The following is a 22,156-nucleotide window of genomic DNA, read 5'->3' as shown; positions in this document are numbered from 1 at the left end:
AAATGGCACATCCAAAGAGAAGACAGTCGTCTACAAGAAGAGATAAGAGAAGAACTCACTACAAAGCTGTAGTTCCTCAATTAGCTAAAGATGCAACAACAGGAGAGCTTCACCTATACCACAGAGCTCACTGGCATGAAGGAAAACTTTACTACAGAGGTAAAGTAGTATTGGAAAAAGAAGTAGCATCTACTGAAGAAAACTAAGAGTCGATTTTCCTCGAAAAACACTCATTTTAATACAAAAACCGCCCAATTTTGATAAAATTTGGCGGTTTTTTGTTGTTTTTTATGTTTTTTTGGTATCTTTGGAACAAAATCAAATATCAATTTTATGGACATTAAAGACATACAAAATCTTATTAAGTTTGTATCTAAGGCAGAAGTTTCTGAAGTAAAGTACAAAACTAAAGATTTCGAAATCACTATTAAAACTCCATTGGCTGGAAGTGAAGTTGCTTACGCTCAACCTGCGGTTTACCACACTGCTCCACAACAGGTAGCTGCTGCTCCTGCACCGGCTGCAACTCCGGCTGCTGCACCTGCTGCAAGTACAGAAGCTACTTCTGACGACAGCAAATACGTGACCATTAAGTCTCCAATGATCGGAACTTTCTACAGAAAGCCATCTCCAGACAAAGACGTGTTCGTAAATGTTGGTGATGAGGTTTCTAACGGAAAAGTAGTTTGCGTTATCGAGGCAATGAAGTTATTCAACCAGATCGAATCTGAGGTGAGCGGAAAAATCGTTAAAATTTTAGTAGACGATGCAACTCCTGTAGAATACGATCAACCTTTATTCTTAGTAGATCCATCTTAAGGAATTTTAGATTAAAGATTATAAATTTTAGATGAAGCTTTTCATTTAAAATAATTTAAAATTCAAAATTTATAATTTAAAATTTCGGAGAGATGTTCAAAAAAATATTAATAGCCAATCGTGGCGAAATTGCAATGCGTATTTTACGTACTTGTAAAGAAATGGGAATTAAGACCGTTGCGGTATATTCTACTGCAGATAAAGACAGTCTTCACGTAAGATTTGCTGATGAAGCGGTTTGTATCGGTCCGGCAATGAGCAAAGATTCCTATCTAAAAATTCCTAATATTATTGCTGCTGCGGAAATTACCAATGCAGACGCTATTCACCCGGGTTACGGTTTCTTATCTGAAAACGCTAACTTCTCCAGAATCTGTCAAAAAAACGGTATTAAATTCATCGGTGCGACTCCTGAGCAAATTGAAAAAATGGGAGACAAAGCTAACGCTAAGGCAACCATGAAAGCGGCAGGTGTACCTTGCGTACCGGGTTCAGACGGTTTGATCGAGTCTTATGAAATCGCTGCAACAACTGCTGAGGAAATTGGTTATCCGGTGATGATCAAAGCAACTGCAGGAGGTGGCGGAAAAGGGATGAGAGCCGTTTGGAAAGCCGAAGACCTTAAAGACCACTGGGAATCTGCAATTCAGGAAGCTGTAGCGGCATTCGGAAACGGAGGAATGTACATGGAAAAACTGATCGAAGAGCCAAGACATATCGAAATTCAGGTTGCGGGAGACCAGTTTGGTAAAGCCTGTCACCTTTCTGAAAGAGACTGTTCGGTTCAGAGAAGAAATCAGAAACTTACGGAAGAAACTCCTTCTCCTTTCATGACGGACGAACTTCGTGAAAAAATGGGAGAAGCGGCTGTAAAAGCTGCAGAATTTATTGGATATGAAGGGGTGGGAACTATCGAATTCCTTGTAGACAAGCACAGAAATTTCTATTTCATGGAAATGAATACAAGAATTCAGGTAGAGCACCCTATTACTGAGCAGGTTATCGATTATGACCTGATCAGAGAACAGATTCTTCTGGCTGCAGGAACTCCGATTTCGGGAATTAATTATTATCCGAAATTGCATTCAATTGAGTGCAGAATTAATGCGGAAGATCCTTACATGGATTTCAGACCTTCTCCGGGGAAAATCACAGGATTAAATATTCCCGGAGGACATGGAGTAAGAGTGGATACGCACGTTTATTCAGGATATACAATTCCTTCTAACTACGATTCTATGATTGCAAAACTAATCACAACGGCTCAGACGCGTGAAGAAGCTATTGCAAAAATGAGAAGAGCACTGGAGGAGTTCTACATTGAGGGTGTAAAAACAACAATTCCTTTCCACAGACAACTGATGGATAATGAGGATTACCTTTCAGGAAACTATACTACAAAATTTATGGAGGATTTTGTAATGGACAGAAAATATGATAATCACTAAGATTGATTATTTAAAAATATTTTAACCGCCTCATTTTTGGGGCGGTTTTTTATTAAAATCAAAACAAAAAGATATTTAAACTGTAATTGATAAGTGATTGGAATAATAATTTCTAAAACATTCTGTTCTATCATTAAATTGTACTTTTCCCACGAAATTTTTCAGTAGAAGATTTCTGTTTATTCATATCAATTATAATGTTTAAATTTGTACAAAACCTAAATTTATGTCAACAGTAGAAACAGTAAAAGACTCACAATATTTCATTGATCTTGAAGACCGACACGGAGCCCACAACTACCACCCTCTTCCGGTTGTTTTAGATAAAGGAGAAGGTGTTTTTGTCTGGGATGTGGAAGGAAAGAAATACTACGATTTTCTTTCAGCCTATTCTGCTGTGAACCAAGGTCATTCTCATCCGAAAATTGTAGGAGCATTAATTGAGCAGGCTCAGAAACTGGCTTTAACTTCAAGAGCTTTTTACAATTCGAAATTGGGGGAATACGAAAAAAAGATCACTACCCTATTTGGTTTTGATAAAGTTTTACCGATGAATTCCGGTGCTGAAGCAGTGGAAACGGCGGTAAAATTAGCAAGAAAATGGAGCTACGAAGTAAAAGGAATTTCTGAAAATGCTGCAAAAATCGTAGTTTGTGAAAATAATTTCCACGGAAGAACCACAACAATTGTTTCGTTCTCCAATGATCCTGATGCGAACCAGAATTACGGTCCGTTTACGCCCGGATTTATTAAAATTCCTTACAACGATCTTGAAGCTTTAGAAGAAGTTTTAAACAGAGAAGCAGAAAATATTGCGGCATTTCTGGTTGAGCCTATTCAGGGTGAAGCCGGAGTATATGTTCCGAATGACGGATTTTTAAAAAATGCTTCTGAATTGTGTAAAAAGCATAATGTTCTTTTTATTGCCGATGAAGTTCAGACAGGAATTGCAAGAACAGGAAAATTAATCGCATGTCATCACGAAGATGTACAACCTGATATTTTAATTTTAGGAAAAGCCCTTTCCGGAGGAATGTACCCCGTTTCAGCAGTTTTGGCGGATAATGAGATCATGAATGTGATTAAACCGGGACAACATGGCTCTACGTTCGGAGGAAATCCGATTGCGTGTGCAGTAGCTGTTGCAGCTTTAGATGTTGTAGAAGAAGAAAAACTTTCTGAAAGAGCGGAAGAACTGGGAAAATTATTCCGTTCCGAAGTTGAAAAAATTATTGAAAAAACAGACCTTATCACAAAGGTTAGAGGAAAAGGTTTGCTGAATGCTATTTTAATTAACGACACTCCTGAAAGTTCCACCGCATGGAATCTTTGTCTGAAGTTAAAAGAAAACGGACTGCTTGCAAAACCTACCCACGGAAATATCATCCGATTGGCTCCGCCTTTGGTGATTACAGAAGAGCAATTGCTGGATTGCGTGAAAATTATTGAGAAAACTATTTTAGAATAGACCTGTTTTGGTAGAAATTATTATTCCGATATACAAAAAAACACCTGATGCAGATGATCTGATTTCGATAAATCAGGCATTCCATATTTTAAAAAATCACAAAATTACGTTTATTCATCCCGAAAGTTTGGATGTGAGCAACTATGAAAAGTTCACATCCAGTTTTTTGGCTTTTGATGATGTTTACTTTAAAAATATCCACGGCTACAACCGTCTTATGCTGAGTGTAGATTTCTACAACAGCTTTTCGGAAAAATATTTACTGATTTATCAGACCGACTGTTTCGTGTTTAAAGACGAGCTTCTGGATTGGTGTAATAAAGATTTTGATTATATTGGCGCTCCCTGGATCAGAAGTTCTGAGAAGATATCTTTGGTCAAACTGATTTCAGACCGAGGTTTGGCAAAATTAAAAGCTTTAATCAACTTCAAAGGCAACGGAAAATCGCAGAAAGACAAATCTTTACTTTATAATGCAGTCGGAAACGGAGGTTTATCTTTAAGAAAGCGCGAAAAATTTATCGAAGTATTAAAAAATCTTTCAGATGTTAAAGATGTTTATCTGAAGAAAGAAAATATAAGTGAATTTTATGCTGAAGATGTATTTTTCAGCATAGAGCCGGAAAGAAATGGAATTAATTTTTCTAAACCAGACTATAAAGAAGCGTGTGGATTTTCTATTGAAAACAAGCAGCAGAAAGCACTGGAGATCAATAATGGCAGGCTTCCTTTTGGCTGCCATAGATGGAATAAAGAGAGAGAATTTTGGAAACCCTACTTTTCTAAAGCAGGATATTCTATATAAAGCATGAATAACTTCAAAGATAAAAGCATCATATTAGCAGTTCCGGATCATTTCGGACTTCCTCAGGTTTTTAAAGAAAATCTTGAGTTTTTGGGCTTTACAGTCTATCTGGTGAAGCATGATAATTCCAAGATCAAACTTAAAACCAAAGATTCTCTTATTCATCTTTATAAAAAAACGTTTAGTAAGAATAAAACTCATAAAGCCATAATCACCGCACTGGAAAAAGAAAGTCCACAAATTACTTTTCTTAACGGAATTGAATCTGCAGATTATGCTTTGGTAGTAAGACCTGATCTTTTCAGTGAAAATGTGCTTCAAAAAATCAAATCTAAAAGCAATCATACCGTTGGTTATCAATGGGATGGAATGAAGCGATTTCCGTTGGCTGAAAATATGATTCCTTATTTTAATCGTTTTTTTGTTTTTGACAGTAACGATGTAAAAAAGTATCCTAATGTACAACCTATTAATAATTTTTACTTCGATTACCTGCATCCGAAAAAAGAAATTAAACAGGATATCTTTTTTGTAGGAACTTTTATGAAAGACCGTATTAATGAATTACTGCAGCTATCTTTAATTTTTAAAAAGATTGGTCTTAAAAGCAGCATTAATATCATATGCAGCAAATCAAAGTATTATAAAAAGTATAGTGACTTTCCTGTCCATTTCACAAAATCAGGGATGGATTTTAAAGACAGTATCCTTAATACGCAACAATCCAACGTGATATTAGATTTTCAGAATTCAATGCACAACGGAGTCTCCTTCAGGGTTTTTGAAGCGGTCGGATATCAGAAAAAACTGATTACCAACAATCCTTTGGTGAAAAATTATGATTTTTATAATCCTAATAATATCTTTGTATTCTCGAATGAGAACATTCATGAGGCAGAACATTTTTTAAAACAGGATTTCGTGGAACTTCCCAATGAAATCAGAGAAAAATATTCTTTCACTGAGTGGATAAAGCATATTCTGAATAGTAATTAAAAAAGATTTATTTGAAAACTTCTGTAGCATTATGCACTTATAACGGCGAAAAATTTTTACAAAAACAAATTGATTCAATCCTGAATCAGACTCATCCTGTTGATGAAATAATCGTATGCGATGACAGATCGACTGATGCTACAGTAGAAATACTAAATTCTTACAAAGAAAAATATCCCGAACTATTTCAAATTCATATCAACGAAAAAAATTTAAGAAGTGTAAAAAACTTCGAAAAGGCAATTTCGTTGTGTACCCACGAAATTATATTTCTTAGCGATCAGGACGATATCTGGGTTGAGAATAAAGTCGAAAAATATCTAAATTATTTTGAAAATCATCCTGAAACAGAAGTCATTGCTTCTAATGGTTTTGGGATTGATGATGATGGAAAGCTTTTGGACGTAATCACCATTTGGGATGTTATAGGTTTCATGAAGGCAAAAAATATTAAGATTGACTTTTTTGAGATTATAAGTTTTTCGGGAAATATCGCAACCGGTGCAACAATGGCAATTAAAAAAGATTTTGTAAAAAAAACAATTCCTTTTCCTCTTGTTCCGGAGTTTCACCATGATGAATGGATTGCATTAATAGCAGCTTCTGAAAATAGATTTGATTTCATTGATGATAAAATGTTTTACTACAGACAGCATCAAAGTCAACAGGTAGGAGGTGTATTTTTTGATAATAACGAAAGGAAAAAAAATACGTTATTACGATTTTTCAGCCTGGATTTTAATGTACAGACCTTTTCAAATTATAAACATCTGTTAAAAAGAATTGCCAACTCGTATCAGAAACATAAACATATTTTGGAAGAATCTCAGGTTCATCATGATATTTTCAGTAAAAATCTGGATCTTTTCAAAAGCCTTTACTACAAATATAAAGAGGAAATGAAAAAGAAATATCCTGTTCGTTTTTTCATTTTAAATATTGTCGACAAAATCAAAAACAAAAGACAACTGGAAAAGTAATAAAAAAAGGCTACAGCAATCTGTAACCTTTTATTCTTAATTCCTGTCATATTCATCCTCGAGTCTCACAATATCGTCCTCTCCGAAATACGTTCCGGTCTGTACTTCAATAAAAACGACCGGCTTATCCGAAAGATTCATTATTCTGTGTTTCGCACCAAGAGGTATAAAAATACTTTCACCGTAAGATAAACTGATCTCCTTATCATCCAGAACGATGGTCGCATTACCTTCAATAATCGTCCACTGTTCCTGTCTTTTATGATGATACTGGTAAGATAATTTCTGCCCCGGATTTACTTCTATTCTTTTCAGCTTATAATGTGGTTCATCCGCTAAAACATAATATTTTCCCCAAGGTCTTTCTCCGATTTCTAGCATATCTGTCTAATAATTTTTAGCGAATGTAGTCAAAATATTTTTTCAATACCAAAAGTGATATTAAATTTTCAACATTTTTATCATTAAACTGCGCTCTGTATTCTTTGGCATTTCTGATTATTTCCAGAGCTTCATTTTCATGATCGATGTAATACTGAAGCTTTTCCTCAAGATTTTCATAATTCTCATCAATCCCGATAAAATGTACATCTGGTTTTAAAGTTCCTTCCATATACCATGTTTCCATCTTTAAAGGCGGCGAAACGGCAATAGAATTAGAAGACATGATCCATTTTAAATTCGTGGCAACATCATTTCCTTCAAGGCTTAAAATAAATTTACTTTTTAAATGCTCCCCGATAGAAATCTTAGGTTTTATCCACTCCTGATTTCCGTTTTTATTAACCTGTCCGAGATCACAAAGCGGATTGTTAAAATATTTTTCATAAAATCTTTTTCGGTGTTCCTGATGAACTGCCGCTCTGCCGATCATAATATTTTTCTTTTCAGAAAAATTCAGACTGTCCTTTACAGAGACGAAATGTCTTGCTTTGTCCAGATTCAGTAAAATATTGTTTTCATTATTTCCGTGAATAGGACGGCTTTTCGTTATTTTGGGAAAATCAAGGATGGTATTGACATCACCAAATGCAAAATCTATTTTTAAATCCTTTGGAAAATATCTTGCATACTCATAAGTATCAAAATAGTAGGCTTTCGGAGTTTTAGGCTTCAAAAGATCTGCGATTGTAGTTCCTGAATGATTTACTTGGGTTTCCGATGAAATTTTGTTGTAGTAATCTACTCTTCTTTCAACTGTTGTAAGCTGTTCTTTGGAAACGGTTTTATAGAGATCATCAATTTTTTTTTCAAAAGATTTTACAGGAAATAATCCTCGTGCAAATCCCTGAATATAAAAGGATAACTTATTTTGTTTTTTAACTTGTGCCATGGTGAATTTAAAACTCCACAAAAATACAGCATTATATCTGTTATTTTTCGAAAAGAATATTATTTTAATTGATTTTTACACTTAGAAAATTAAATCGTTCAAATAGATGATTAAAATTAGTTTATCGCAAATAAATGTACCTTTTTATATTAGTTTAAGTAAATTTGCAAAAATTTTTATTTAAAATGGACAAAGTAAGAGTACGTTTTGCTCCAAGTCCTACGGGACCTTTACATTTAGGAGGCGTAAGAACCGCATTATACGATTATCTTTTTGCTAAAAACCAGGGAGGTGAATTTGTATTGAGAATTGAAGATACAGATACCGCAAGATACGTTGAAGGAGCAGAAGAATACATTGAAGAAGCCCTTGAATGGTGCGGAATTATTGCCGATGAAAGCCCGAAAAAAGGAGGAACATTCGCTCCGTACAGACAATCTGAAAGAAGACATATTTACGATAAATATACAGAGCAGATCTTAAAAACAGATTATGCTTATATCGCTTTTGATACAGCAGAAGAACTGGACGCGATCCGTGCAGAATATGAGGCAAGAGGAGACGTTTTTTCTTATGACAATAAATCAAGAAACCGTTTGAGAAACAGTATTGCACTTTCTGAAGAGGAAGTTCAGAGATTACTGGACGAAAAAACGCCGTATGTTGTGAGATTCAAAATGCCGATCGACAGAACATTAAATCTTGTGGATATCATCAGAGGAAATTCTTCTGTGAATACCAATACTTTAGACGATAAAGTTCTTGTAAAAAACGATGGAATGCCGACTTATCATTTCGCCAACATCATTGATGACCACGAAATGGAAATTTCTCACGTTATCCGTGGTGAAGAATGGCTGCCTTCTCTGGGACTGCATACTTTATTATATGAAGCAATGGGTTGGGAAGCGCCTCAGTTTGCCCATCTTTCTTTGATTTTGAAGCCTGAAGGAAAAGGAAAACTAAGCAAAAGAGACGGCGATAAATTCGGGTTCCCTGTATTTCCTTTGAATTTTACAGATCCTGCAACAGGAAATGTTTCCAAAGGATACAGAGAAAGCGGATATCTGCCTGAAGCTTTCATCAATATGGTTGCACTTTTGGGCTGGTCTCCTGCAGACGATAAAGAAATTTTATCTCTGGATGAAATGGCAAAAGAATTTGATCTGAATAAAGTTCATAAAGCCGGAGCAAGATTCAGCAAGGAAAAAGCAGAATGGTTCAATCATCAGTACATCCAGAAAACTTCGGATGAAGATTTACTGAATATTCTTAAAAATTCAGATTTAAATTTAACATTGTCAGATGACAAACTGTTAAAAGTGATTAAGCTGATGAAGGAAAGAGCTACTTTCCCAAAAGATATCTATGAAAACGGAAAGTTTTTCTTCGAAGCCCCCACTTCTTATGATGAAAAAGCATCTAAAAAAGCATGGAATGATGAAACTTCGGCAATTTTAGGGGAATTGGCTTCAAATCTTGAAGAAGCTGATTTTAATGCTGAAAATCTTAAGCAGACGGTTCATGATTTCGCGGAAAATAAAGGTTTGGGAATGGGTAAAGTGATGATGCCTTTACGTTTATCGTTGGTTGGAGAACTGAAAGGACCAGATGTTCCGGACATCATGGAACTTCTTGGAAAAGAGGAAACTATCTCCAGAATAAACAATGCCATCAATAATTTTAAATAGATTTTGATAATTTTTCATAAATTTGAAAGATTTAATTTACTTCAAGAATGGAATATTTAAGTTTCGAACTTCCTATAAAAGAATTAATGGACCAATACCAAACCTGTTCTTTAGTAGGAGAAGAAAGTGGTGTTGATGTAAAATTAGCATGTAGCCAGATCGAGGATAAAATCATAGAAAAGAAAAAAGAAATCTATGGAAATCTTACCCCTTGGCAAAGAGTACAACTTTCCCGTCATCCGGATCGTCCTTACACACTGGACTATATCCACGGAATGGTGGATAAAGGCAGTTTCTTAGAACTTCACGGAGACAGAAATTTCGCAGATGATCCTGCCATGATCGGTGGTTTAGCAACCTTGGACGGTCAGAAAGTAATGATCATCGGAACTCAGAAAGGAAGAACTACAAAAGAAAGACAGCACAGAAGATTCGGAATGCCGAATCCTGAAGGATACAGAAAAGCTTTGAGACTGATGAAGCTTGCAGAAAAATTCAGAATTCCTGTAATTACTTTGGTAGATACACCAGGAGCTTATCCTGGTCTTGAAGCGGAAGAAAGAGGACAGGGAGAAGCAATTGCAAGAAACATTTTCGAAATGACGATGCTTAAAACGCCTATTTTCACTTACATTATTGGTGAAGGAGCGAGTGGCGGAGCATTAGGAATTGGTGTAGGAAACAAAGTATATATGTTGGAAAACACATGGTATACGGTAATTGCACCGGAAAGCTGTTCATCTATCCTTTGGAGAAACTGGGATCATAAAGAAGATGCGGCAAACGCTCTGAACCTGACTCCGAAAGATGCTTTAAGAGAAAAATTCATCGACGGAATTGTGGAAGAACCTCTTGGCGGAGCGCATTACGATCCGGAAACAACGTATCTGAACCTTAAAAATTCAATATTGCAGAACATCAAAGCCTTTTCAAAATTCACTGGAAAAGAACTTGAAACCCAGAGACAGGAGAAATTCATTGCGATGGGGCAATTTAAAGGATAAAATATAAAAACCGGTTAAGAAAAATCTTCTTAACCGGTTTTTTTTAGCTCTTTTCTCTATTCAATTATTCACTCAGATTCAATTCGATCTCAATATCTTTATTGATCTTTTTCAGGGACGAATATTTGGCATCACAAACCATTGTGGTTAAAATATATTCACCTTTCTCTACCAATAGAAAATTCTGTCCGTTTGCCGGAACATCCAGATTATAATATTTTTTTCCATTGATCTTTACAATCAGATTACATTTAGACCTGTTTTTAATATTGATGTAAGCTTCCTTATCCATCGGATCATTATTAAAAAGATGCGTTAGCATGGCTGCTGTCTTTTTGTTCTGTTCGCTTGCTCCGGAAGATTTTTTAGCCGATCCGGCAACACTCGCGTAGTTTACGGTTCTTTCTGCTTTGGAAGCATTGGCTGCAATGGTTTTAGAATTGTTCAGGCTGTTGTTATCCAAAACCATCTGCTTTATTTTATCTTCACTCAACGCTTTAATGGTTGGCTTGGCTTCAGGAGAATTTCCTGCCGTGATGATGGCAATTAGTTTTCTTTTGAAATAATCTGTTTTGGCATGTCCGGGATTTTGTTTCAGGAATCCCGCAATCACTCTTGCTTCCGCAGTGGTTTCCGCATCATTTTCTGTATAAATGATGGCGGTTTCCTTTTCCACGATGCCTTTGGATTTCGTTTTTTTCTTTTTTTGCGAAAATCCGAGAGTGAAAATGCATAAAAATATGAGGAGAAATATTTTTTTCATTAAGTAAGCATTTAAAAATTTATTAAATATACAAATAACGCAAAAAGTCATTTTTTAGTTTATCATTAAAATCATTATCTTTGCATCGCTTTAAAATTAAGCTAAAAATTAATACTAATCTTAAATAAAAAAAATAATAGATATTATGTCTTATACACCAGCTGCTGCAGACGTAGCAAAATTGAGAAACCAAACAGGTGCAGGTATGATGGACTGCAAAAAAGCTTTAGTTGAAGCTGAAGGAGATTTCGAAAAAGCGGTAGATATCCTTAGAAAAAAAGGACAGAAAGTTGCTGCTAACAGAGCTGACAGAGAGTCTACTGAAGGTGCAGTAATCGCCAGAGTAAACGAAGATAACACGTTAGGTGCTATTATCTCTTTAAACTGTGAGACTGACTTCGTAGGTAAAAACGAAGCTTTCATCGAGCTAGCTTATGAATTGGCTGAAATGGCAATTTTTGCTGCTTCTAAAGAAGAATTATTGGCTACAGATTTCCACGGAATCACTGTTGCTGAAAAATTAATCGAGCAAACAGGTGTTATCGGTGAAAAAATCGAGATCGGTGCATTCGAAAGAATTACAGGTCCTTATTTAGGAGCTTACATCCACGCTGGAAACAAAATCGCTGCCATCACTTCTCTTTCTGCAAAAGTAGAAGGAGCAGACGAAGTTGCAAAATCTGTTTCTATGCAGGCTGCTGCGATGAATCCAATTGCTCTTGATGAGACTTCTGTTTCTCAGGAAACGATTGATAAAGAATTGGAAATCGAAAGACACAAACTTGTAGAAGAAGGTAAACCTGCAAACATTATCGATAATATCCTTAAAGGTAAAATGCAGAGATTCTACAAAGACAATACTTTGGTACACCAGGATTTCATTAAAGACAGCAGCATGTCTGTTGCTGATTATGTGAAGTCTGTAAACGGAGATCTTAAAGTTACAGGATTTGTAAGAGTAAGCTTATAATCTTTTTCAGGATTAAAAATACAGTCCCGGTGATTTTTCATCGGGATTTTTTTATGTTTAAAAAGCAGCAAACCGTCTAAATATTAACGCATTATTAAATATTTAAAATTTACATTAAATGGAGTTATTTGGATAAAAATCATCATAAAAAATTGATTATTAATGCTTAGATTTGCAGCCCTTATTATTAGACATGAAAAAATTTCTACTAATCTTTTGCTCTTTTTTTTATTTTATTCTTAATGCCCAATTGGATACAGAACACTGGTTTGCTCCAATGTCCGCAAGCTCTCTTCAGGGTACTCCGGAATGCTACCTGTATTTATCCACCAATGAAACAACTCCGTTTTCGGTTCAGATTTACAACAACAATACGGTGTTTTCTACTGTTCAGGTGAGTAAAAACAATCCGGTACAGGTTACAGTTCCGAACAATTATATGATTGCCTCTACTCCATCCAATCTTTTTACACAAAGATCAATGGGATTACAGGTAAAAGGTTCTAAAAAATTCTTCGCCAATTTCAGATTTGCAGTTCCCAATCAGGCAGAAATCATCACTTCCAAAGGTTTGGCAGGAATCGGGAAAAACTTTTTCGTAGGCGTTGCCCCAAATACAACCGCAAAACCTTACGTTAATTCAACCATTGGATTTATTGCGACGGAAGACAATACAACCGTTACCTTATCCGGCTACAATCCGAACGTTATTTTCTCCGACGGTACTTCATCGCCCACAAGAACGTTTACCATCAATAAAGGGAAATCATATATTATTGAAGCGCAGAGTGATTTGTCCTCAAGTAATTTAACAGGATTAGTAGGTGCAAAAATTACTGCCAACAAACCTATTTCGGTAACCAACGGTAATTTCAACAGTATTTATACCACCCAAAATAACAGCAATGTAGATATTCTGATGGATCAGGCTGTTCCTGTGGAAAGATTAGGAAAAACATTTGCCTTGGTAAAAGGAAACGGACCTGCCAATTCCGGAATGGAAGCTGCTTTAGTAATCGCCACGGAAAACAACACCAAACTTACGGTAAACGGAAACCTTTTAGGAAGTGTTACACTGAATGCAGGACAATATTACATTGTTCAGGGAACCAGCTATATCAATCAGGGGAACGGACATTACAACATGAGTATTTCTGCTAATAATAATGTCTATGTTTACCAACTTCTTGCAGGAACTTCAGGAAGTACAGTATATGCAACCGGCGGAATGAATTTCATCCCGCCTTTAAGCTGTTTTTTACCGAAAGAAATTAACGAAATCGGCTTTATCAATAAAATAGGAAGCAATTCTTTTGATACCAAACTTAATATCATTACCCAGACAGGAGCCAATGTAACGTTTAACGGAAGTGCCATCGGCGCGATCAGCGGACCTTATCCAGTAACGGGAAATCCGGGTTGGGTAACCTATTCTCTTCAGGGAGTTAACGGAAATATTACAGTAAATTCTACGCTTCCTGTTACAGCGGGAATTGCAGCAGGAAACGGCGCAGTAGGTTATGGTGGATATTTTGCAGGATTTTCATCCGTTCCCGCCATTACAAAAACCGGCGACTGCTACGCAGGAATTCTTTTGCAGGTTGATAACAATTACGATTCTTATCAGTGGTTTTTAAATGGAAATCCGATTGCTGGAGCCACTTCTTTCTCAATCAATCCAGAATTATACGGAGCCGGAGATTATACCTGTTTAATTACAAAAAACAACTGTGAAACCAGATTAACCGGAGTTTACAGCTATACTTTATGTCCTCCTATTTCTACAACAACCTACAATATCGGGTCTTGTAACACAAAAGTGATTACTCCCTCGTTTACGAACTCTACGCAAACCATCGTTCCATCGCTTACCAGTATCATTTCACCGCCTACATCGGGAACTGCTACGGTAAATCCAACAACAGGACAAATTACTTATACACCCAATCCTTCTGCAACGAACACTACTGATAATTTTATATATTATGTTCAGGGGAATGGAAATCCTTTTGATTTTGAATATTTTAAAATCATTATTAATACAAATGTTTTACAGATAAACAACGGTTCTCTGGCATCCTGTGCAGGAACCAACGGAAACGGAACTTACAATCTGACTTCTGTAAATGTTTCTTCTGATCCGGGAGTTACGGTAACTTATTTTACCAATTCTAATTTAACCGGACAGATTGCAAATCCTGCGAACTATTCCGGACCGGCAGGAACTGTTTATGCCAATGTGACTTCACAGTACGGCTGTTCAAAAACCGCTCAGATTACATTAACTTTAAATGCTTTACCGAATGTTAATAATGTTTCTCTGGCTTCATGTACGGGAACAGGTGGAAACGGAACGTTCAATTTAACTTCTGCCAACGTTTCTTCTGATCCGGGAATTACGGTGACGTATTTTACGAATTCTAATCTGACAGGACAAATAACTAATCCTGCAACCTATTCAGGTCCTTCAGGAATTATTTATGCGAATGTAACTTCTGCAAACGGTTGTTCGAAAACCGCTCAGATCACTTTAACGGTAAATTCTTTACCCAATACGAATAACGCGACTTTAACATCTTGCGCAGGAACCAACGGAAACGGAACTTTTAATTTAACTTCAGCTAACGTTTCTTCTGATCCGGGAGTTACGGTAACTTATTTTACCAATTCTAATTTAACCGGACAGATTGCAAACCCTGCGAATTATTCGGGAACTTCTGGAATTATTTATGCCAATGTAACTTCTGCAGCAGGCTGTTCAAAAGCAGCTCAGATTATTTTAACGGTAAATCCTTTGCCTACTGTTACGAATGCTACTTTATCTTCGTGCGCAGGAACCAACGGAAACGGAACTTATAATTTAACCACAGCCAACGTTTCTTCTGATCCGGGAACTACGATAACTTATTTTACCAATTCTAATTTAACCGGACAGATTACAAACCCTGCGAATTATTCAGGATCGGCGGGAATTATTTATGCAAACATTACTTCTGCGAATGGATGTTCCAGACAGGCACAGATTACTTTAACAACCACTCCATCGCCTAATATTAACACCGCAAATTATAATGCGAGTCTTTGTGATGATAATTTTGACGGTATCGTTAACGTGAATTTTTCAACCGTAACCCCTCAGATTGTTACCAATGCTGCGAATTTTACGGTAAGATATTATTTGAATCAGACAGATGCAAATGCCGGAAATAGCAACACTCTGCCTGTAAACTGGACGTATACAGCAAATACAACCGTTTATGTAAGAGTAGATACAGTGGGAGGAAGTTGTCCTCCGGCTTTCGGACAGATTAATTTTAAAATCGGAAATAAGATCACATTGCTTACCAACGTCGTGAATATGGATGTTTGCGATAATGATCTTAACGGTTCTGAAAACGTAAATCTTAATGACTATAAAAATTTATTTACCACTAATCCTGCCATTACTTTAACTTTTCATGCCACTTTAGCAGATGCTCAAAACGGTATTAATACAATTCCTGCAAACCAAACCATTACTTCGCCAAAAACGTTCTATGTAAGATTTGTAAGCGGAACTGAATGTCCGAATACAGGAATAATTAATGTAACGCTTAAATCGCCTAAAAAATCCAGTCAGCTTACTGACAAAGTGGTTTGTTCCACAGAAAAAGTGGTATTGGATCCGGGTGCGGAATTCAGTTCTTACACTTGGAGTACAGGAGCAACGACTCAGACCATTCTTGCCGGTGCGGGAACGTATTATGTAGATTTAGGTTTTAACGGTTGTGTTTATCGTCAGTATGTAAATGTGACGACTTCGCAGGCTCCGACAATCACCAGCATCAACGTAACGGCTTCTAATGCGACTGTAAATGTTACAGGCGGAACACCCCCTTATCAGTACTCGTTAAACGGAATAGATTATCAGACTTCCAATACATTTATCGGTCTTTCAAGAGGAATTCATACCGTTTATGTACTTGGAAAAGATGGCTGTTCACCTGTGGTTAAGGAGTTTTTAATTGTAAATATCATCAATGCAATTACCCCGAACGGAGACGGCATCAATGATGTTCTCAATTATTCTGATCTGAAAATAAAACAAAACGTGTCGATTGAAATTTCAGACAGATATGGAGCTGCTGTTTATAAATCCACAGATAAAAGTTATATCTGGGACGGAAAATCGGGAGGGCGACCTCTTCCAACGGGAACTTACTGGTATATTTTAAAATGGATTGAACCTGATACAAAACTTCCGGTTTCCTACTCCGGATGGATTTTAATAAAAAACAGAGAATAACTTTTTACTTTACCAAAAAATATTGATCCTGATGATTTTAATTCATCAGGATTTTTTATTAACATTACAATATATTCTTAATTATTAAAAAAATATTAAATATTCAACAATATTCATAATTATAGAAATTACTAATTAAATTTTATGTAAAAAATTGACTTTTAATACTTACATTTGCATCCCTTATTGAGAAATATGAAAAAACTTTTACTAACCATTTGTACATTTCTTTGTCTATTATTCAATGCACAGCTTGACACCGATCATTGGTTTGCTCCAATGGCTTCAAAGTCTGGTACAGGGAATCTTCAGGGATATTTATATTTATCCACCAATGAAACCACTCCCTTCAGTGTGCAAATTTATAATAGCAATGCTCTTTATACCACAGTACAGGTGAGTAAAGGAAATCCTGCTCAGGTAAGTATTCCAAACAGTTTTTTAATCACTACTAATCCATCGGATTTATTTAGTCCGAATTCAATGGGAGTTTACCTGAAAGGAACAAAAAAATTCTTCGCCAATTATAGATTTTCTGTCCCAAGCCATGCTGAAATTATTACCTCTAAAGGTTTAGCAGGATTAGGAAAAACGTTCTACGTAGGAATGGCACCTATTACCGGTGCTGCAACTTATGTCAACTCCACTATAGGAGTTACTGCTACAGAAGACAATACTAATGTTGTGATATCAGGATATAATCCCAATGTTGTTTTTTCTGACGGATCTTCCAGCCCCACAAAAACATTTACCTTAAATAAAGGAGAATCCTATATCGTAGATGCATTAAGTACAGATTCTGCAGTGAATCTTGACGGATTAATCGGGGCGAAAATACAATCTTCGAAACCGATTTCCGTTACCAACGGAAATTTTAACGGAATTTATACCAATTTAAATTTCACCAACAATGATATTCTTATGGATCAGGCAGCTCCTGTAGAAAGACTGGGAAAAGAGTTTGTTGTGGTGAAGGGAAACGGAACCATACTTTCCGAAATGGAAACCGCGCTGATTGTGGCAACACAAAACAACACCCAAATTACAATTAACGGCATTGCTACAGGAATTACACTGAATGAGGGACAGTATTATATGGTTCCAAGTAATAATTATATACAGCACGGAACCGGAGACAATTACAATATGAGCATTTCTGCCAATAACAACATCTATGTTTATCAGTTATTAGCAGGAGTTTCATCTACAACCGGAGGCAATGAATACGCTACAGGAGGAATGAATTTCATCCCGCCTTTGAGTTGCTTTATGCCTAACAAAGTAGATGAAATAGGATTTATCAATCAAATCGGGAATCAGACATTTAACACCCGTCTCAATATTATCACCCAAACCGGAGCAACCGTAACTTTAAACGGAAATCCGATTGCTACAGTTAACGGACCTTATCCTGTAAACGGAAATCCTAACTGGGTAACCTATACTGTTCCTAATATTACTGGCACCATTACCGTTAACTCTACAAAATCCGTAACGGCAGGAATTGCGGCGGGAAGCGGAGCAGTTGGATATGGAGGATATTTCGCAGGATTTTCTTCTGTCCCTGTGATTTCAAAAACAGGAGATTGCTATCTCGGAATTTTACTACAGGTAGACAATACGTACGATAATTATCAATGGTATCTGAATGGAAATCCTATTCCGGGAGCCACTTCATATTCCATCAATCCTGAATTATACGGCGCAGGAAACTATACCTGTATGGTTTCTAAAAACAATTGTGGTTCTTTGCTTACTGATGCCTATTCCTATACATTGTGTCCTCCGATCACAACGACAACGTATAACATTGGTTCATGCAATACAAAAGTGATTACACCTGTATTCACAAATTCTACACAGGCTATTGTTCCGGGTAATACAAGCATTATTTTAGCTCCTACTTCCGGAACAGCAACCGTTAATTCTGCAACGGGGCAAATTACCTATACTCCCAATGCAGGACTTACAGCAGATACAACAGATAGTTTCATTTACTACATAGAAGGAAACGGAAGTCCTGCAAGCTTTGAATATTTTAAAATTATTATCAATACAGATGTTTTGCAGACAACAAACGCATCATTAACTTCATGTGTAGACACCAACGGAAATGGAACGTTTAACTTAACCTCAGCTAATGTAACACCAGATTCGGGAACTACGGTACAGTATTTTACTAATGCAGCATTAACAGGAACTCCAATTGCAGCACCCGGAAATTATTCAGGACCGGCTGGAACGATTTATGCAAACGTAACATCTTCTTACGGGTGTAAAAAAGTAGCACAGATTACTTTAACAACAACCCCTTCTCCAAACATCAATACAGGCAATTATAACGCAACGCTTTGCGATGATAATTTTGATGGCATCGTGAATGTAAATTTCCCAAGCATCACTCCTGTTATTGTCACCAATTCTGCAAATTTCAATGTAAGATATTATTTACTTCAAGCTGATGCCAATGCGGGTAATAACAATACGCTTCCTGCAAACTGGACTTACACAGCCAATACCACTGTTTATGTGAGGGTGGATGCACTTACCGGAAGCTGTCCTGCTGTTTTTGGTCAGATTAACTTTACCATAGGAAACAAAATTACCTTAATTACAGGAAATGCAGCAACAGATATCTGTGACAGTGACATCAGTGGCTCTGAAGCGGTAAATTTAAATGATTATAAAAATCTTTTTACGGCGAATGCAGGAGTAAGTCTTACATTCTACTCTACATTGGCTAATGCACAGGCGGGAACCAATGCTATTTCACCGAACCAGACTATTTCTGCCATAAGTACCTTCTACATCAGATTTACTTCCGCTACAGAATGTCCGAGTACAGGCGTTTTAACAATCAATTTAAAAACACCGAAAAAATCTACCAGACTTGCCGATAAAGTGGTATGCCTTAATGACACAACAACATTAGATGCAGGTGCAGGATTTACATCTTATTCCTGGAGTACCGGAGCAACTACACAATCCATTATTGCCGGAGCAGGAAATTATTATGTAGACCTTGGATTCAACGGATGTGTGTACAGACAGTATGTGAAGATCACAACAGCTGAATCTCCCGTTATTTCTAAAATTGAAGTTTCCGGATATAATGCTACCGTTACCGTTGCCGGAGGAACTCCTCCATATCAATATTCATTAAACGGAATAGACTATCAGACATCTAATATTTTTACAGGTCTTTCCAGAGGAATGCATACTGTTTATGTTTTAAGTAAAGACGGATGTTCTCCGGTTGTTAAAGAATTTTTAGTATTAAATCTTATCAATGCGATTACTCCGAATGGAGATGGACTTAACGACATACTGGATTATTCCGACCTAAGAATTAAACAAAATGTTTCAATCGAAGTCGTAGACCGTTACGGAGCTCCGGTATACAGATCGTCAGATAAAAATTACACCTGGGACGGAAAAATTAACGGAAGACCCTTATCAACAGGTACATATTGGTATTTATTAAAATGGAATGAACCCGATACCAAATTACCGGTTTCGTATTCCGGATGGCTATTGATTAAGAATCGTTAATATTTTTTAAACTTTCTTTTATTTTTCGTTAACATTTATTAAATATTATTTTAAATTTGTAGAAATCATAATTAATTATATATGAGAAGATTTCTACTGTCTTTCGTATTGATATTTTGTACGATTAACACGCTTTTTGCCCAAAGAGACACCGATCACTGGATTGCTCCGTTTTATACATCGGTTACAGGATATAACAATGCTGTATATCTTTCTACGGACTCAACCACTCCGTTTGACGTAAGAATATACAATAACAATAACCTGATTCAGACAGTTTCCGTTGCAAAAGGATCACCCGTTTCTTACGCTATTGCCGCCAATCTCATCAATGGAACCAGCGCCGCAGACGCCTTTACGGTTGGAACAAAAGGATTATACCTCAAAGGAGATAAACCGTTTTACTGTACCTTAAGATCCGCTCAGACGGCACATGGAGAAATTATCACGTCAAAAGGTAAAGCAGGAATCGGAAAAAAATTCTATGTAGCAGCAACTCCCAGTACAGCGAGCAGCTCCACTAACAATTTTACAGCAGGGATTTTGGCTACGGAAGACAATACATCAGTTACCGTATCCTGGAATACTGCAGGTTTAGTTTTTATCGGAGGTACGCCCGGAGGAAATTCACAGACATTTACTTTAAATAAAGGACAGTCTTATATTTTAGCAGGAAATCATTTAACATCAGCTAATTTAAACGGCTTCATCGGTGCCAAAGTCGTTTCAGATAAACCTGTAACCCTTACCAATGGAAATGCTAACGGAAACTTTGCGACAAATACTTCCGATGGTTCAGATTTAATTATGGACCAGTCGGTTCCGGTGGAAAGACTGGGGAACACATTTGCCATGGTAAAAACCAAAGCAACCAATCCTACCTTGAATATGGAAGGTGGAATTGTTATTGCCACAGAAGACAATACCCAGATTTTTATTAATGGAGCCACAACACCTGTTGCCACAATTAATGAAGGGGAATGGTATAGAATTAACGAAACAAGTTATGTAGAACAAACCGCGGGAAGCGGACATTTCAATATGTTCATTTCCACTTCTAAAAATGTTTACTTATATCAGTTTATAGGGATTCAGGGATTCTCATACAATGGAGGTTACAATTATATTCCACCATTGAACTGCTTCCTGCCGAGAAAAATTGACGAGATCGGAAAGATCAACGAAATGCCGGGTGTTTCCGGAGTTACTCTGAAATTAAACATCTTAACTGAAGCAGGTGCTGCTGTTACGTACAGCATCGACGGCGGAGCGGCAACCACTCCAACCGCTGCTCAGGGACCTTATCCGTTAACCGGAAATACCAACTGGGTAACCTATGCCATCGATAATCCTACAGGAAATGTAGTGGTAACTTCCACCAAAGCGGTAACAGCAGGAGTGAACGGTGGATACAGCACTGCAGGGTACGGAGGATATTTCGCGGGATTCTCTTCCATTCCGATTATTGCGAAAAAAACAGGAGAATGTGTCCCGGGAATTATTCTTGAGGTTGACGACAGCTATGAAAGCTACCAGTGGTATCTGAACGGAAACCCGATCACCGGAGCAACACAAAACGTTTATACGCCTACCGTAGCAGGAAACTATACCGTGAAAGTAACCATGGGAACCTGTCCACCCGTTACCACTCCCATCTATAAAGTTTTTTCATGTGTAAGAAATACAACAGCAGCTCTTAATGCCTGTGCAACGAAAGTCATTACGCCCGCTTTCTCGTTCACCACAACACAGACGCCTGTTGCAAGTACGGTAACCATCCTTACCTATCCGACAAACGGTACTGCAACGGTAAACGGCGCAGGACAGATTACCTATATCCCGAATCCGGGATATTTAGGTCCCGATACTATTGTTTACCAGTTCTGCGGAAATGCTCCCGAATTTATTGACTGTGAAAAGGTAACTTTAAATCTTACAGTGGTTCCGTTTATTTTAACGGACACCACCATCAAAGCCTGTCAGTACAACGGAAAAGGTTTTTTTGATCTTACTGCTGCCAATGTAACGACGTACACTCCGGT

General features: G+C 36.9%; 16 protein-coding genes. 13 read left to right on the top strand and 3 right to left on the bottom strand.

The window, feature by feature from the left end; all coding sequences use genetic code 11:
• Positions 1–2 precede the first annotated feature (2 nt).
• The 7 genes from rpmF to BW951_RS03550 all read left to right on the top strand — a co-directional run bounded on the left by rpmF (position 3) and on the right by BW951_RS03550 (position 6,516).
• Positions 3–206, top strand: coding sequence for a 50S ribosomal protein L32 (gene rpmF / locus BW951_RS03580; RefSeq protein ID WP_076390581.1), 204 nt, complete (start codon positions 3–5; stop codon positions 204–206).
• Positions 207–333: 127 nt separating this feature from the next.
• Positions 334–819, top strand: coding sequence for an acetyl-CoA carboxylase biotin carboxyl carrier protein (gene accB, locus BW951_RS03575; RefSeq protein ID WP_076390580.1), 486 nt, complete (start codon positions 334–336; stop codon positions 817–819).
• Between the two features lie 92 nt (positions 820–911).
• Positions 912–2,267, top strand: a complete 1,356-nt coding sequence (gene accC, locus BW951_RS03570) for an acetyl-CoA carboxylase biotin carboxylase subunit (protein WP_076390579.1) — start codon at positions 912–914, stop codon at positions 2,265–2,267.
• Between the two features lie 226 nt (positions 2,268–2,493).
• Positions 2,494–3,735 carry an ornithine--oxo-acid transaminase gene (rocD, locus tag BW951_RS03565; RefSeq protein WP_076390578.1) on the top strand — a complete coding sequence of 414 codons (1,242 nt, stop codon included), beginning with the start codon at positions 2,494–2,496 and terminating at the stop codon, positions 3,733–3,735.
• Between the two features lie 7 nt (positions 3,736–3,742).
• Positions 3,743–4,540: a DUF5672 family protein gene (locus BW951_RS03560; protein WP_076390577.1), complete on the top strand. Its 798-nt coding sequence runs from the start codon at positions 3,743–3,745 to the stop codon at positions 4,538–4,540.
• 3 nt (positions 4,541–4,543) lie between these two features.
• Positions 4,544–5,536 carry a WaaS/CpsH family glycosyltransferase gene (locus tag BW951_RS03555; protein WP_076390576.1) on the top strand — a complete coding sequence of 331 codons (993 nt, stop codon included), beginning with the start codon at positions 4,544–4,546 and terminating at the stop codon, positions 5,534–5,536.
• 11 nt (positions 5,537–5,547) lie between these two features.
• Positions 5,548–6,516 carry a glycosyltransferase family 2 protein gene (locus tag BW951_RS03550; protein ID WP_076390575.1) on the top strand — a complete coding sequence of 323 codons (969 nt, stop codon included), beginning with the start codon at positions 5,548–5,550 and terminating at the stop codon, positions 6,514–6,516.
• A 36-nt stretch (positions 6,517–6,552) separates the two neighbouring features.
• Here the strand turns inward: BW951_RS03550 and BW951_RS03545 are convergent, their stop codons facing one another.
• Entirely contained in the window at positions 6,553–6,897 is a 345-nt protein-coding gene (locus BW951_RS03545; protein ID WP_076390574.1) for a phosphomannose isomerase type II C-terminal cupin domain, read from the bottom strand.
• A 16-nt stretch (positions 6,898–6,913) separates the two neighbouring features.
• Positions 6,914–7,849 (bottom strand): glycosyl transferase family 90, encoded by a 936-nt coding sequence (locus tag BW951_RS03540; protein ID WP_076390573.1) that lies wholly within the window; start codon positions 7,847–7,849, stop codon positions 6,914–6,916.
• Positions 7,850–8,034: 185 nt separating this feature from the next.
• Here BW951_RS03540 and gltX point away from each other — a divergent pair, with 185 nt between their 5' ends.
• Positions 8,035–9,540: a glutamate--tRNA ligase gene (gene gltX / locus BW951_RS03535; RefSeq protein ID WP_076390572.1), complete on the top strand. Its 1,506-nt coding sequence runs from the start codon at positions 8,035–8,037 to the stop codon at positions 9,538–9,540.
• A 47-nt stretch (positions 9,541–9,587) separates the two neighbouring features.
• Positions 9,588–10,544, top strand: a complete 957-nt coding sequence (locus tag BW951_RS03530) for an acetyl-CoA carboxylase carboxyltransferase subunit alpha (protein ID WP_076390571.1) — start codon at positions 9,588–9,590, stop codon at positions 10,542–10,544.
• 64 nt (positions 10,545–10,608) lie between these two features.
• Here BW951_RS03530 and BW951_RS03525 read toward each other — a convergent pair whose 3' ends face one another.
• Positions 10,609–11,307, bottom strand: coding sequence for a DUF6759 domain-containing protein (locus BW951_RS03525; protein WP_076390570.1), 699 nt, complete (start codon positions 11,305–11,307; stop codon positions 10,609–10,611).
• A 145-nt stretch (positions 11,308–11,452) separates the two neighbouring features.
• On the opposite strand from BW951_RS03525, the gene tsf reads away from it, so the two are divergent.
• The 4 genes from tsf to BW951_RS03505 all read left to right on the top strand — a co-directional run.
• Positions 11,453–12,277 carry a translation elongation factor Ts gene (tsf, locus tag BW951_RS03520; protein ID WP_076390569.1) on the top strand — a complete coding sequence of 275 codons (825 nt, stop codon included), beginning with the start codon at positions 11,453–11,455 and terminating at the stop codon, positions 12,275–12,277.
• Between the two features lie 250 nt (positions 12,278–12,527).
• Entirely contained in the window at positions 12,528–16,562 is a 4,035-nt protein-coding gene (locus tag BW951_RS03515) for a T9SS type B sorting domain-containing protein (protein WP_175608779.1), read from the top strand.
• A gap of 195 nt (positions 16,563–16,757) precedes the next feature.
• Complete coding sequence (locus BW951_RS03510; RefSeq protein WP_076390567.1) at positions 16,758–20,114, top strand: T9SS type B sorting domain-containing protein; 3,357 nt, start codon at positions 16,758–16,760, stop codon at positions 20,112–20,114.
• 81 nt (positions 20,115–20,195) lie between these two features.
• Positions 20,196–22,156, top strand: a 1,961-nt coding sequence (locus BW951_RS03505) for an Ig-like domain-containing protein (RefSeq protein ID WP_228427486.1), incomplete at its 3' end; no start/stop codon positions are given.

Source organism: Chryseobacterium gambrini, from assembly GCF_900156825.1.
GTDB classification, from domain to species: domain Bacteria; phylum Bacteroidota; class Bacteroidia; order Flavobacteriales; family Weeksellaceae; genus Chryseobacterium; species Chryseobacterium gambrini.
The sequence above is the reverse complement of the archived record's forward strand: the minus strand, read 5'-3'. Positions and strand labels throughout refer to the sequence as shown.

Coding starts and splice junctions, on each gene's coding strand:
- BW951_RS03525 (WP_076390570.1), bottom strand. CDS start 11,307: ATGAAAAAAATATTTCTCCTCATATTTTTATGCATTTTCACTCTCGGA.
- rpmF (WP_076390581.1), top strand. CDS start 3: ATGGCACATCCAAAGAGAAGACAGTCGTCTACAAGAAGAGATAAGAGA.
- gltX (WP_076390572.1), top strand. CDS start 8,035: ATGGACAAAGTAAGAGTACGTTTTGCTCCAAGTCCTACGGGACCTTTA.
- BW951_RS03540 (WP_076390573.1), bottom strand. CDS start 7,849: ATGGCACAAGTTAAAAAACAAAATAAGTTATCCTTTTATATTCAGGGA.
- accB (WP_076390580.1), top strand. CDS start 334: ATGGACATTAAAGACATACAAAATCTTATTAAGTTTGTATCTAAGGCA.
- rocD (WP_076390578.1), top strand. CDS start 2,494: ATGTCAACAGTAGAAACAGTAAAAGACTCACAATATTTCATTGATCTT.
- BW951_RS03555 (WP_076390576.1), top strand. CDS start 4,544: ATGAATAACTTCAAAGATAAAAGCATCATATTAGCAGTTCCGGATCAT.
- accC (WP_076390579.1), top strand. CDS start 912: ATGTTCAAAAAAATATTAATAGCCAATCGTGGCGAAATTGCAATGCGT.
- BW951_RS03530 (WP_076390571.1), top strand. CDS start 9,588: ATGGAATATTTAAGTTTCGAACTTCCTATAAAAGAATTAATGGACCAA.
- BW951_RS03545 (WP_076390574.1), bottom strand. CDS start 6,897: ATGCTAGAAATCGGAGAAAGACCTTGGGGAAAATATTATGTTTTAGCG.
- BW951_RS03510 (WP_076390567.1), top strand. CDS start 16,758: ATGAAAAAACTTTTACTAACCATTTGTACATTTCTTTGTCTATTATTC.
- tsf (WP_076390569.1), top strand. CDS start 11,453: ATGTCTTATACACCAGCTGCTGCAGACGTAGCAAAATTGAGAAACCAA.